15 protein-coding genes and 1 pseudogene are annotated in these 12,913 nt (G+C 65.3%); 10 read left to right on the forward strand and 6 right to left on the reverse strand.

Going from position 1 to position 12,913, the window contains the following annotated elements; all coding sequences use genetic code 11:
• The first annotated feature begins 5 nt into the window (after positions 1-5).
• The 4 genes and pseudogenes from VJV41_RS15790 (at position 6) to VJV41_RS15805 (ending at position 2,063) form a co-directional block, all read left to right on the forward strand.
• The gene (locus tag VJV41_RS15790) at positions 6-539 is read left to right on the forward strand and encodes a Na+/H+ antiporter subunit E (RefSeq protein WP_325335467.1); all 534 of its coding nucleotides are present in this window, start codon (positions 6-8) and stop codon (positions 537-539) included.
• A complete protein-coding gene (locus tag VJV41_RS15795) occupies positions 536-823 on the forward strand; it encodes a monovalent cation/H+ antiporter complex subunit F (protein ID WP_325335294.1) in 288 nt (95 codons plus the stop codon). The genes VJV41_RS15790 and VJV41_RS15795 overlap by 4 nt, the downstream gene beginning before the upstream one ends.
• Complete coding sequence (mnhG, locus tag VJV41_RS15800; RefSeq protein WP_325335296.1) at positions 820-1,182, forward strand: monovalent cation/H(+) antiporter subunit G; 363 nt, start codon at positions 820-822, stop codon at positions 1,180-1,182. Before VJV41_RS15795 ends, mnhG begins: the two co-directional genes overlap by 4 nt.
• Positions 1,169-2,063: pseudogene (locus VJV41_RS15805) on the forward strand (SAM-dependent methyltransferase). The gene mnhG and the pseudogene VJV41_RS15805 overlap by 14 nt, the downstream one beginning before the upstream one ends.
• Here VJV41_RS15805 and VJV41_RS15810 read toward each other — a convergent pair.
• From VJV41_RS15810 to VJV41_RS15830, 5 genes are read right to left on the reverse strand one after another with little or no spacing between them, the layout of a single operon-like run.
• Positions 2,060-2,695 (reverse strand): LON peptidase substrate-binding domain-containing protein, encoded by a 636-nt coding sequence (locus tag VJV41_RS15810; protein ID WP_325335298.1) that lies wholly within the window; start codon positions 2,693-2,695, stop codon positions 2,060-2,062. The pseudogene VJV41_RS15805 and the gene VJV41_RS15810 overlap by 4 nt on opposite strands.
• Before the next feature lie 2 nt (positions 2,696-2,697).
• Complete coding sequence (locus tag VJV41_RS15815; protein WP_325335300.1) at positions 2,698-3,831, reverse strand: glutamate--cysteine ligase; 1,134 nt, start codon at positions 3,829-3,831, stop codon at positions 2,698-2,700.
• Positions 3,812-4,513, reverse strand: a complete 702-nt coding sequence (sodC, locus tag VJV41_RS15820) for a superoxide dismutase[Cu-Zn] (protein ID WP_325335302.1) — start codon at positions 4,511-4,513, stop codon at positions 3,812-3,814. The genes VJV41_RS15815 and sodC overlap by 20 nt, the downstream gene beginning before the upstream one ends.
• 10 nt (positions 4,514-4,523) lie before the next feature.
• On the reverse strand, positions 4,524-4,985 hold the full coding sequence (locus tag VJV41_RS15825; RefSeq protein WP_325335304.1) for a LytR C-terminal domain-containing protein: 462 nt from the start codon (positions 4,983-4,985) through the stop codon (positions 4,524-4,526).
• Positions 4,986-5,026: 41 nt separating this feature from the next.
• Positions 5,027-5,335 (reverse strand): DUF3263 domain-containing protein, encoded by a 309-nt coding sequence (locus tag VJV41_RS15830; RefSeq protein ID WP_325335306.1) that lies wholly within the window; start codon positions 5,333-5,335, stop codon positions 5,027-5,029.
• 136 nt (positions 5,336-5,471) lie between these two features.
• Between VJV41_RS15830 and VJV41_RS15835 the strand changes: the two genes are divergently transcribed.
• From VJV41_RS15835 to VJV41_RS15845, 3 genes are read left to right on the forward strand one after another with little or no spacing between them, the layout of a single operon-like run.
• A complete protein-coding gene (locus tag VJV41_RS15835) occupies positions 5,472-6,065 on the forward strand; it encodes a peptide deformylase (RefSeq protein ID WP_325335308.1) in 594 nt (197 codons plus the stop codon).
• Between the two features lie 2 nt (positions 6,066-6,067).
• On the forward strand, positions 6,068-6,952 hold the full coding sequence (locus VJV41_RS15840; RefSeq protein WP_422656556.1) for an N-acetylglutamate synthase, CG3035 family: 885 nt from the start codon (positions 6,068-6,070) through the stop codon (positions 6,950-6,952).
• Between the two features lie 3 nt (positions 6,953-6,955).
• On the forward strand, positions 6,956-7,756 hold the full coding sequence (locus VJV41_RS15845; protein ID WP_325335312.1) for an exodeoxyribonuclease III: 801 nt from the start codon (positions 6,956-6,958) through the stop codon (positions 7,754-7,756).
• Positions 7,757-7,842: 86 nt separating this feature from the next.
• On the opposite strand, the gene VJV41_RS15850 is transcribed toward VJV41_RS15845, so the two are convergent.
• Entirely contained in the window at positions 7,843-9,612 is a 1,770-nt protein-coding gene (locus VJV41_RS15850; protein ID WP_414684969.1) for an MFS transporter, read from the reverse strand.
• Between the two features lie 272 nt (positions 9,613-9,884).
• Here VJV41_RS15850 and thiC point away from each other — a divergent pair, with 272 nt between their 5' ends.
• From thiC to VJV41_RS15865, 3 genes are read left to right on the forward strand one after another with little or no spacing between them, the layout of a single operon-like run.
• Positions 9,885-11,444 (forward strand): phosphomethylpyrimidine synthase ThiC, encoded by a 1,560-nt coding sequence (gene thiC / locus VJV41_RS15855; protein ID WP_325335313.1) that lies wholly within the window; start codon positions 9,885-9,887, stop codon positions 11,442-11,444.
• The gene (thiD, locus tag VJV41_RS15860; protein WP_325335315.1) at positions 11,441-12,277 is read left to right on the forward strand and encodes a bifunctional hydroxymethylpyrimidine kinase/phosphomethylpyrimidine kinase; all 837 of its coding nucleotides are present in this window, start codon (positions 11,441-11,443) and stop codon (positions 12,275-12,277) included. The genes thiC and thiD overlap by 4 nt, the downstream gene beginning before the upstream one ends.
• Complete coding sequence (locus VJV41_RS15865) at positions 12,274-12,903, forward strand: alpha/beta family hydrolase (protein ID WP_325335317.1); 630 nt, start codon at positions 12,274-12,276, stop codon at positions 12,901-12,903. The genes thiD and VJV41_RS15865 overlap by 4 nt, the downstream gene beginning before the upstream one ends.
• The last annotated feature ends 10 nt before the right edge of the window (positions 12,904-12,913 follow it).

Raw genomic sequence — 12,913 nt, forward strand, 5'->3', positions numbered from 1 at the left:
CAGCGATGAGAGGGGTCGCGCTCCGTGTATGGGTGCTGTGCTGGTTGATTCTGGTCTGGATGTTGTTGTGGGGGACGGTATCTGTGGCCAATATCGTCAGCGGCTTGGCGATCGCGTTGATGATCACGCTGCTGCTGCCCCTGCCTGCGGTACCCGTCGAGGGACGCGTGCACCCGCTGTCGCTGCTGCTGCTGATCGTGGTTGTCGCCTACGAACTGGTGGCGTCCTCGCTGCAGGTGGTGTGGCTGGCGATCCGCCCGGGTTCACCGCCACGCAGCGCGGTGCTGCGGGCGCATCTGGACATCAAGTCGGACTTGGTGCTCGCGCTGGCCGTCAACATCCTGACCCTGACGCCCGGTTCGATCGTGCTCGAGATCGACCAGGTACGCCGAATGATCTATGTGCACGTGATCGACGTCGGCTCGGAGAAGGCGGTCAGCCGGTTCTACCGGCAAGTGTCGCGGATCGAACGGCTGTTGGTGAGGACGTTCGAGCGCGCAGGCGAATGGCGGCCTTCTACGGACCAGGAGACAACATGACCACCGTATGGATCATCGCGGCGGCGATGATTTCGGCGGCAGCGACCATCACCATGGTTCGGTTGTTGGCCGGGCCCACCACGCTGGACCGGCTCGTCGCCTTGGACACACTCGTCGCGGTGACGATGTGCGCGATCGGCACGTGGGCGGCATTCAGCTTGGACACCACGGTGACCTACGGGTTGACAGCGCTCGCGCTGATCAGCTTCGTCGGCTCGGTCAGCGTCGCGCGATTCAGGGTTCCCGACACCGACAAACCCCGCCGCACAAAGGATTTACGATGAACGCTCTCGACATCGCCACGGCGGTCTTGGTGCTCAGTGGGTCGACGCTCGCGCTCACCGCGGCGATCGGCGTGGTCAGGTTCCCCGACGCCCTCACGCGGATGCACGCCGCGACCAAGCCGCAAGTCCTCGGGCTGCTGCTGGTACTGGCCGGTGCGGCGATCCGGCTGCGCGGCAACATCGACGTCGGCATGGTGATCCTGACCGGATTGTTCACGTTGATCACGGCGCCGGTGGTGGCCAACCGCGTCGGCCAGTTGGCCTACCGGGAGCAGAACATTCGTGACGACCTGCTGGCCAAGGACGAAATGCTTGAGTTCGCAGAGAACGGGGAATCCGGCGACAATGGCCCGAACTGACGACGACAGCTGGGATATCACCGAAGGCGTAGGCCAGACCGCGCTCGGTGTGGCGTGGTCGCGATCGCAGGAGATGACCGCGGAGTGCCCGCTGTTCACCGATCGGTACGCGCAGCAGTTCATCGATGCGGCCGTGAAGCGGGGATGGCAGCTGCCGCCCGCCTACATGATCGAGCGGATCCGGTCCATCTCCGGCTACGCCGCCTCGCGCACGAAATGGTTCGACGAGTTCTTCATCGCAGCGGGCGCCAACGGAATAGAGCAGTCGGTCATCCTGGCCGCCGGTCTCGATGCCCGGGCCTGGCGGCTTCCGTGGATAGACGGCAGCGTGGTGTACGAGATCGACCAGCCCAAGGTGCTGACGTTCAAAACGGCGACATTGCGCGACGATGAGCCGGCGACTCGCCATGTTGCGGCGCCGGTCGACCTGAGACAGGATTGGCCGAAAGCGTTGCGGGATGCGGGATTCGATCCCACCCAGCCCACCGCGTGGTCTGCCGAGGGGCTGCTGCCGTACCTGCCCGCCGAAGGCCAGGATCTGCTGTTCGAGCGCATCCACGAACACAGTGCGAAATGCAGCCGCATAGCGGTGGAATCCTTCAGCGCCGGCTTCTTCGATCGCGAATATCTGGCCAGCCGCCGCGAACAGATGCGCCGGCTGCGCGAGGAGGCAGGCACGGATGCCGAGGGGCCCGACACTCAGGATCTGTGGTATATCGAGGACCGCGCGGACGTCGGCGATTGGCTGGGCGAGCGCGGTTGGGGAGGTGACGTCCGTCGAGGCCGCCGAGCTGATGACACGGTACGGCCGCTGCAAGCCAGGAGAGGTCATGGAGACCACGCCCCGCACAGTGTTCGTAGAGGGGCACTTGATGGGCTAGTCGCCCGACAACTGGAACTCCACCATCGCCGTAACGGTCTCGACCGCGTCCCGAAGCGCCACCACCCGGGCGGCGACGGTCGGCGCGGCGAGCACGGCGTACCGGTCAGCCTGTCCCATCGGAACCCGGGAAGCCAACGCGTACAACCACATTGCGGCGTCGCCGGATGCATCCGCGCCCAGGACGATGTCACGCGGGTCCACCTGCGCATCGCGCGCCGCGGCGATCCGCTCGAACAGTGCCATCATGCGGTCTTCGACGTCGCGGATCGCCTCGATGCCGACAGCCTCACCGGGCTCGTCGGGCCACAGTTCGATCGCAGCTTGGGGATACGGGTCATCGGGATGCCACTCGAGCACCCGGATCCGCTGTCCCATCACACACTTGAGCCGGTAGCGGCCATCGCCGAAGTCGGCGCACTCGGTGATGTGGGCGAGCGCCCCGACGTCGCTTCGGGTGTCCCCACCGCCCACTTCCCGGCCCGCGGCGATCAGCACCACACCGAACGCCGGGTCCTCGGCAGCCAGACAATGCTGCACCAGTGCGGAATAGCGCGGCTCGAAGATCCGCAGCGGCAATTCCTCGCCGGGCAGCATCGCCACCTCCAGCGGGAACATCGGCACTACCGGCACGGCTAGATGACCAATTCGGCGACCAGCGCGTCGACCACCGCCCGCAGATCGCCATCGTGCTCCTCGGCGACCCTGCGCTGGCGCTGGTATGACGCGCCCGAATGGTAGATGTCGGCCACCCCTGCCAGCTCGTCGGCGCAGTGCAGCGATTTCGCCACTGGCTCTAGCCGGTTCAGCAGCTCGTCGAGATCATCGGTGACCAGACGCTCGTTGCTGTGCTCGTCGAGAATGATCACCGCGTCCAGACCGTATCGAGCCGCGCGCCACTTGTTTTCCTGCACATGCCACGGCGGCATCGTCGGTAGGTGCTCGCCGGCGTCGAGGCGGCGGTCCAGGTCGACGATCAGGCAATGAGTCAGCGCGACCAGCGCGGACAGTTCACGGATGTTGGAGACTCCGTCGAAGATCCGGACCTCGATCGTGCCGAGGTGGGGTGAAGGCCGCACGTCCCAACGGATTTCGTTCATGTGGTCGATGATGCCGGTCTTCTTCTGGTCGTGGACGAAGCCTTCCCACTCCGCCCACGTCTGGAAATGAAACGGCAGCCCGGCGGTCGGCAACTGCTGGAACATCATCGCGCGGTTACTGGCATAGCCCGTGTCCTCGCCATCCCAGAACGGTGAGGAGGCCGACAGCGCCAACAGATGCGGAAAATGGTTGAGCAGCGACGTGACGATCGCCATCACCTTGTGCGCCGACGAAATACCGACGTGCACATGGACACCCCAGATCAGCATCTGGCGGCCCCACCATTGCGTGCGCTTGATCAGCTCTGCGTAGCGTGGTGCGTCGGTCAGCTTCTGGGCTGACCATTTCGCGAACGGGTGCGTTCCGGCGCAGAACAACTCCATGCCGCGATCGCGCACGATCTTGCGCGTGGTCATCAACGTCGAGCGCAGATCGTCCATCGCCTGCGGCGTGGAATCACATACGCCGGTCACGATTTCGACGGTGTTGCGCAGCAACTCCTTGTGCACACGCGGGTTGTTCTCACCGAGTTCCAGGATGACCGCGGCGGCCTCGTTGGACAGGTCACGGGTCTCGGCGTCGACGAGCGCGAACTCCCATTCGACACCAATGGTCGGCCGGGGCGACCCGGCGAAGTCGATGTGGCTGCTAGCCGGTGCCGATAACACCGCACGCCACGCGCTTTCCGGCGTCGCCGGTGGCCAGGGTGGTTTCGTCCGGTGGCGGAGCGCCGTTGACCTGCTGGTAGCGCTCCGGCGGAATGTTGGCGAAGTTGTCCGCCTTTTCATGGATGATGATCGCGGTCTTCGCGCCGCCGAGCAGATCGGCCGCGGTGAAGGCGTCGGTCGTCGTCACCAGCTTCGCGGTGCCGTCTCCACGGACCTGCAACGAGGCCAGGTCGCCGCTTGCGGGATGGCCGGTGTGACCCGCGACCTGGAAATGTCCACCCGCGGAATTGAAGTCGCCCGGCGCACCGCCGGTCGGCGCAACGGAGTTGGCCTCGCACTTGCCGACGGAATGGATGTGCAGGCCGTGAAAGCCCGGTGTCAGCTCGCCCGGCGCAGTGGTCTGCACGGTGACGGTTGCGTAGCCGCCGCTGAACTCGATGTCGGCGGTAGCCACCGTGGTGCCATCGGCGGCCTTCAGCTGAGCGGTGAGCTTGTCACCCTTTGCCTCGTTCTGGCCGGTCGGGCCATGGCCCTCTGTGGGCGATGCCGACGGCGACGGCGCGCCGGTCCAGACCGACGGCGTGGTGCCGGGCTGAGTGGCTACGGGTTCGTTAGGGCTGCATGCGCTCAACGCGACGACGGGAACGGCGAACACGGCGGCAGCGGCGACGGACTTGAGCATGTGCAAGAGCCTAGCCGGTTACTGCTACGACCACGCCCGGCGGTTGCTCGGTCAATTCAGGGAGCCGCGGCTGCACCGGTGCCGACAGCAGCTTGCCCACTTCGTCGGCGGCTTCACGCTCGCCAGGGGCGTCGCTGAAGAACACTGTCGTGGCCGACACTTCCGGCAGACTCAGATTGCCGGTCTCGGTGACATTCCAGCCCGCTTCCCGCAGTCGCTTGGCGGTCCCTTCGGCGGCGCCTTCGGTCGACGAGATGTTGTAGACCCGCACATCGGCCTTGGCCGGTGCCGGCGTCGAAGACGTCGGTGTCGGTGTCGAGGTGATCGTCGACGTGGCAATCGACCCGCCGCTATCGGAATCGCCGCCCGAACCCATGGCCTGGAATCCGACCAACAGGAACACCACGCCCAAAAACAGCAGCACCATCACCATGGCGCGCAGGGGTAGCCCGGAAGAATCTCGCTGGTTCATTACCGCCCACTGTATCGAGCGGGCCGTCTAGGCCCGAATGCTCAAGTGACGTCGAAGCCGAGCCGGCGCGCCGCCCGCGCCTTTTGCCGGCTGGCCCGCATCCGCCGCAACCTCTTGACCAGCATCGGGTCGGCTGCCAGCGCTTCAGGCCGGTCGACCAGCGCGTTCAGCACCTGGTAATAGCGAGTGGCCGACATCGAGAACAGTTCCCTGATCGCGTCTTCTTTGGAGCCCGCGTATTTCCACCACTGGCGCTCGAACGCCAGGATGTCGTGTTCACGGCGGGTCAGCCCATCACTGAGATCAGAGTCGTCCCCGGATTGCTCAGTCCGCGCGATGGCGCCGTCCATATCGCTCCTGGAACCTTCCGACACTCGAAATAACATCCTTGTGCTTTGGCGAACATTCAATCATGGGATTGGAGGCTGAGGCGTGAGTTAACCCCGCGAGTCGGGTGATGAGGATTGCCCACTTAAGCTTCCCCCCGTGGCCGTCGTACCCATCCGCATCGTAGGAGATCCCGTCTTGCACACCGCGACCGAGCCCGTACCGGTCGCGGAGGACGGTTCGCTGCCCGCCGATGTCACTGACTTGATCAAGGACCTCTACGACACCATGGATGCTGCCAACGGAGTTGGGTTGGCCGCAAACCAGATCGGCGTGTCGAAGCGCGTGTTCGTCTACGACTGCGCCGACGAGCGCGGCCACACGATGCGCCGTCGCGGTGTCGTCGTCAACCCGGTACTGGAGACCTCCGAGGTGCCCGAGACCATGCCCGACCCGGATGACGACGACGAGGGCTGCCTGTCAGTGCCCGGGGAGTCGTTCCCGACCGGCCGCGCAACGTGGGCTCGGGTGAAGGGCCTGGACGCCGACGGCACGCCGATCACGCTCGAGGGCACCGACCTGTTCGCTCGAATGCTGCAGCATGAGACCGGCCACTTGGACGGCTTCCTGTATCTGGACCGGCTCATCGGGCGCCATGCGCGCAGCGCGAAGCGGGCGGTGAAGTCACACGGCTGGGGAGCGCCGGGGCTGTCGTGGATGCCCGGCGAGGATCCCGATCCGTTCGGCCACTAGTCGTGGTTGGAGTCGGCAGTCGCGTCGTTGTGCGGTACCGGCTGCCGGCCGGATCGGTGCCTCCGCTGACCGACGTGATCGGTCACGTGGTGGACGTCGGGCCGACGTTGCGGGTGCGCACCAAACGCGGTGACGTCGTGGACATCGCTATGTCGGATGTGGTGACGATCAAGGCCTTGGCCGCCGCGACGGTCCGCACTGCCTCTATCCGCCATCTCGAGCACGCCGCCGCTCTTGCGTGGCCCGGTGTCGAGCAGGAGCGGATCGGGGGCTGGTTGCTGCGCTTCGGTCATGGCAGTACTCGGCGCGCGAATTCAGCCGTACCGCTGGATGTTTCAGGGAGCGCAGATGTGAGCGCGATCGTCGACTGGTATCTGGGGCGCGACGTGGTGCCGCTGGTGGCTGCGCCAGACCGGTTGTTACGCCTGCCGTCCGGCGTTCCGACGGATGCCGAGAACCTCGTCATGACAATCGATCTCCCTTCCGGCGAGTCCGGTGGTGCGGTGACGTTTGGGCCCCGGCCCGACGCGGAGTGGCTGCGGCTGTACCGGCGTGAGGTGCCGATCGACGTGTTGACGGCGGTTATCGACGGCGAAGTGACTTTCGCGAAGATCGCGGACGCTGGGGTCGGACGGGGCGCGGTCACCACGGCTCCCGACGGCACCCGCTGGGTCGGGCTTTCGGCAGTGCATGTCGTCGAGGAAGCACGGGGTCGCGGCGTGGCCCGGACGCTGTGCGCTGCGCTGCTCGCATGGGGTTTCGACCGGGGTGCGACCCGCGCCTACACACAGGTGCTCGCCGACAACACCGCAGCGATCGCGCTGCACGAGTCGATGGGCTTTTCTGTCCACCACCGCTCGCGATACGTCGACGCCCGTAGCCTGTAGCGCATGCGTTTGGCGACGTGGAATGTGAACTCGATCCGCGCTCGGGTCGACCGCGTCACGGACTGGCTGGAACGCGCAGACATCGATGTGCTGGCCATGCAAGAAACCAAGTGCAGCGAGGATCAGTTCCCGACGATGCCGTTTCTCGCGGCCGGCTACGACGTCGTGCACTGCGGCTTCAACCAGTGGAACGGGGTGGCGATCGCATCACGCGTCGGCCTGGACGATGTGCAGGTCGGCTTCGACGGCCAGCCCACGTGGAGCGACAAGCCCGACGTCGAAGCCGCCGCGGAGGCCCGCGCACTGGGCGCGACCTGCGACGGAGTGCGAGTATGGAGCCTGTATGTGCCCAACGGCCGGTTCGTGGGCTCGCCGCATTACTACTACAAGCTGGAATGGCTTGCGGCGCTGAAAGATACGGCGCACAAATGGGTGACGGACGACCCCGCTGCTCAGATAGCACTCGCCGGCGACTGGAACATCGCCCCCACCGACGAGGACGTCTGGAGCCCGGAGTTCTACGCGAACAGCACGCATGTCACACCGCCGGAGCGGGCGGCGTTCAACGCTATCGTCGAAGCCCAATTCTCCGACCTGGTGCGGCCTTTCGCGCCCGGGCCCGCGGTGTACACGTATTGGGACTACACGCAGCTGCGGTTCCCGAAGAACCGGGGCATGCGGATCGACTTCATTCTCGGCTCGCCGGCGCTCGCCGCACGCGCCACCCACGCCGAGATCGTGCGCGAGGAACGCAAGGGCAAGGCGCCGAGCGACCACGCGCCGGTAATGGTGGAGCTGGCTTGAGTGTTCACTCTGCGGCCAGGGTGCGAAAGTGCGAGTGACCTACGCCCTGGACGCAGAGTGAAGTGAAATCGGACCGCGCGCCGTCGTCACGCCGCGTTGTCGGCGCCCGGTTCAGTCCCGTATCGGCCAGGGTTGAACAACGACGCGATCGCGCCGATCAGCATCATCACCGCGGCAGCGATGAACACCACGACCAGCCCGCTGTGGAACGGCTCGGTGATCAAATGCGGGAAGAACGTCTGGCCCGTCAGTACATCGGCGTTGACGCCTGGCTGCTGCAACGCGCCCGACGGCCCCAGCAGCTCACCGATCGGGTTGTAGCCCAGGAATGCCGCGAACAGGCTGCCGACCGGCGGCAGGTTCGCCACCTCATGTGCCACCGACGCGGGCACGCCCTGCTCTTGAAGACCCGAGCTCATCGCGCCGGGAAGCGTGTTGGCCAGGCCGACGATCATCAGCGAGAAGAAGATGCCGATCGACAGCGACGAGCCCGCATTGAAGAACGTCGCCCGCACGCCTGATGCGGCGCCACGCTGAGCGGCAGGCACACTCGACATGATCGCCGCGGTGTTGGGCGCGGTGAAGATGCCGCCGCCAAGTCCGTTGAGGAAGACCAGGACCGCGAACACCCAGTAGTTGAAGTTGACCGGGATCATCACAAGCGCGACGAACGCCCCGGCCATCAGCAACATCCCGCCGACCGTGAATGGCCGCGCGCCGAAACGGTCCGCAAGCGAGCCGGCGATCGGAGCCGCGGCCAAGAAACCGAATGTCGCCGGCAGTAGATAGATGCCCGCCCATAACGGCGTCGATTCAAAGCTGTAGCCGTGCAACGGAAGCCAGATGCCCTGCAACCAGATGATCAGCATGAACTGCAGGCCGCCACGTCCCACCGACGACATCAGCCCGGCGAGGTTGCCCATGCCGAACGACGCCGAACGGAACAACCGGATGTCGACCATCGGCTGCGCAACACGCAGCTCGATCAAGCAGAAGGCGACGAGCAACAGCACACCGACGACGATCGAGCCGAGCACCCAGCGACTCGTCCACCCCGTCGTCGAATCACCGTAGGGCTGAATGCCATAGGTGATCCCGGTCAGCAGCACCGTCAGGCCGATGCCGAAGGTGAGCGTGCCTGCCCAGTCAAGCCGGCCAGGCGTCCGCACGCCCAACTCCTTCAATGACCGGTAGCTCCATATCGTGCCGAGCACACCTATCGGCACACCGACCCAGAAGATCGCCTGCCAGTGGATCTCCGACAGCACGCCACCGATCAGCAGGCCGAGGAACGATCCGGCCACGGCCGCCACCATGTTCACGCCGAGCGCCATTCCCCGTTGATTCGACGGGAACGCGTCGGTGAGGATCGCGGCCGACGACGCCATCAGCATCGCCCCGCCGACACCCTGGATCACGCGCCAGCCGATCAGCCACAGCGCTCCCCCACCGAGCTGGAACGGATCGAAGGACAACGCGATCGCCGCCACGGTGAAAACGGCGAACCCGAGGTTGTAGATGCGGACCCTGCCGAACATGTCGCCCAGCCGTCCGAAGAACACCACCAGCACCGCTGTCACCACGAGGTAACCCATCAGCATCCACAGCAGGTAGCTGACGTTGGCGGGCGCCAGCGGGTTCAGGCCGATGCCGCGGAAGATCGCAGGCAGCGAGATCAGGACGATCGAGGCGTTGATCGAGGCCAACAGCATGCCCAGCGTGGTGTTGGACAGCACGATCCACTTGTAGAACGGGTGGTCGTGGTCCATTCGCTGGCGACGGCGCGCCGTCTCTACCTGGGCGTCGTCTGTGTCGGCTACCAGCGAGGTCTTCGTTCTCTCAATCTCAGTCGTCATCTACTTCTACTTCACTTACGTATCGAGGGCGCAGCAACGGCGCAAAACACATATGTTAGCTATACAAAGCATCCGGGGGCAATTCCTATTCCCGTTGACGCGACCCCTGCGCTACCGTGGCAAGCGTCCGAACGCGGGAGCGCACACCCAGTGCGCTGAGAGGACAGCAGAGTCGAAATCGTCGACTCGACCTGGGGCCAATTGCTTGGCTCCGCCAAGGGGTGCTGTCGACCGTAAGAACCTGACCGGGTAATGCCGGCGTAGGGAGAAAAATGACTGATGTTGTTGTCGATCCTTCTGTGACCACTGGCCCGATCACGGGCAGCACCAAGATCTACGTCGACGGGGTGCCGTTGCGGCGGGTGAACCTGTCCAACGGTGACCACCTCGACGTGTACGACACGTCCGGGCCCTACACGGACCCTGAGGCCGTCATCGACCTGCACAAGGGCCTGCACCCGCGGCCCGGCGTCGTGCGCGACAGAGGTACGCAACTGCTGCGTGCACGCAACGGCGAGATCACCGCAGAGATGGCGTTCATCGCCAAGCGTGAAGGTGTACGGCCAGAACTTGTTCGTGAGGAGACCGCGGCTGGACGTGCTGTTATCCCAGCCAATCACAACCATCCCGAGAGCGAACCGATGATCATCGGCAAAGCGTTCGCGGTGAAAATCAATGCCAACATTGGCAATTCGGCCGTCACCAGCTCGATCGCCGAAGAGGTCGACAAGATGGTGTGGGCCACCCGCTGGGGGGCCGACACCATCATGGACCTGTCCACCGGCCGCAACATCCATGAGACGCGCGAGTGGATTCTGCGCAATTCGCCGGTGCCGGTCGGCACCGTGCCGATCTATCAAGCCCTCGAGAAGGTCAACGGCGATCCCACCCAGCTCAGCTGGGAGGTCTACCGCGACACCGTGATTGAGCAGTGCGAGCAGGGCGTGGACTACATGACCGTGCACGCCGGCGTGCTGCTGCGCTATATCCCGCTCACCATCAAGCGCGTCACCGGCATCGTCAGCCGGGGCGGTTCGATCATGGCGGCCTGGATGCTCGCTCATCACACGGAGTCGTTCCTCTACACGAACTTCGCAGAGCTTTGCGAGATCCTCGCACGCTACGACGTGACGTTCTCGCTCGGCGACGGGCTACGTCCCGGGTCCATCGCCGACGCCAACGACGAGGCCCAGTTCGCCGAGCTGCGTACGCTCGGCGAACTGACCAAGATCGCGAAATCCCATGGCGTGCAGGTGATGATCGAAGGTCCCGGCCACGTTCCGATGCACAAGATCGTCGAGAACGTGCGTTTGGAAGAAGAGCTGTGCGAGGAGGCGCCGTTCTATACACTCGGCCCGCTGGCCACCGACATCGCCCCGGGCTACGACCACATCACCAGTGCGATCGGCGCGGCCATCATCGCCCAGGCCGGCACCGCGATGCTGTGCTACGTCACACCCAAAGAACATCTGGGCCTGCCGGACCGCAAGGATGTCAAGGACGGTGTGATCGCCTACAAGATCGCCGCGCACGCAGCCGATCTCGCGAAGGGGCATCCGCACGCTCAGCAGCGTGACAACGCACTGTCACAGGCCCGGTTTGAATTCCGGTGGCACGACCAGTTCGCGCTATCGCTCGATCCCGACACCGCACGCGAATTCCACGACGAAACCCTTCCGGCCGAACCCGCCAAGACCGCACACTTCTGCTCGATGTGCGGGCCGAAGTTCTGCTCCATGCGCATCACCCAGGACATTCGCGACGCGATGGCCGACAAGTCACGGGAATTCGCCGAGCACGGCAACCAGGTCTACCTACCCTTGGCGCAATGAGCTTTTTGCCACTGACCCCACCAGGCGAGACGCCCCTGCGGGTGCTGACGATCGCCGGCTCCGACTCAGGCGGCGGTGCGGGCATCCAGGCGGATCTGCGTACCTTCGCCATGCTAGGCGTGCATGGCCTGGTCGCCGTTACTGCCGTGACTGTGCAGAACTCGGTCGGCGTCAAGGGCTTTCACGAGATTCCCCCCGACGTGATCGCGGGTCAGATCGAGGCGGTGGCCTCCGATATCGGTGTACAGGCCGCCAAGACCGGCATGCTGGCGTCGTCGGCGATCATCGACACCATCGCCGACACCTGGCGTGCACAGGGCCTGGCCGGCGCCGTGCCATTGGTCGTCGATCCCGTGTGCGCGTCGATGCACGGCGATCCGCTGCTGCACCCAAGCGCTCTGGATTCGCTTAAGGGACAACTCTTTCCGTTGGCCATATTGGTGACACCCAACCTCGACGAGGTCCGTCTGCTCGTCGACATTGACGTCGTCGACGACGAATCCCAGCGTGAGGCCGCCCGCGCCCTGCACGCACTCGGCCCCAAGTGGGCGCTGGTCAAGGGCGGGCACCTGCGGTCGTCGTCGCATAGCCCCGACCTGCTGTTCGACGGCACGGACTTCTACGAGTTCGACGCGACGCGCATCGACACCGGCAACGACCACGGCGCCGGCGACACCCTGGCGGCCGCCGTCGCCAGCGCGCTCGCCCACGGCTACTCGGTGCCCGATGCGGTGGCATTCGCCAAACGTTGGATCACCGAATGTCTGCGCGCCGCATACCCGTTGGGACACGGCCACGGCCCCGTCTCGGCACTGTTCAGTCTGGGGTCATGAACCTCGACCAGATCGCGGGCGTCGCGCACGAACCGGACGACCAGCGCGAAGGCGCCCCAAAAGGTGTAGTCGTACTGACACACGGCGCCGGCGGCAGCCGCGAATCGCCGCTGCTGATCAAGATCTGCGACGAGTGGGCGAGCCGCGGCTGGCTCGCCGTCCGGTACAACCTGCCGTATCGGCGGCGACGGCCCAAGGGTCCGCCATCGGGATCGGCCGCCAAGGATCAGGACGGAATCGTCGAGGCCATCGCAGTTGCCCACACGCTGGCCGACGGACCGGTGATCGCAGGCGGTCACTCCTACGGCGGTCGGATGACGTCGATGGTGATCGCCGACGAGGCAGCCAATGTCGATGTGCTGACGCTCTTCTCGTATCCGCTGCATCCGCCGGGCAAGCCAGAGCGTGCGCGCACCGAGCACCTGCCCCGCATCGCGGTGCCAACGGTGTTTACTCACGGCACGGCGGATCCGTTCGGAACCCTCGACGAATTGCGCCCCGCTGCCGCACTAATCGGCGCCGCGACCGAGATCGTCGAGGTCACCGGCGCGCGCCACGACCTCGGCTCCAAAACCCTCGACGTTCCCGTCCTCGCGGTCGATGCGGCGCTTCGGCTGCTGCCGTGACGCCCCCGCG

Origin of the sequence: Mycobacterium sp., from assembly GCF_035274705.1 — a bacterium.
Classification (GTDB): domain Bacteria; phylum Actinomycetota; class Actinomycetes; order Mycobacteriales; family Mycobacteriaceae; genus Mycobacterium.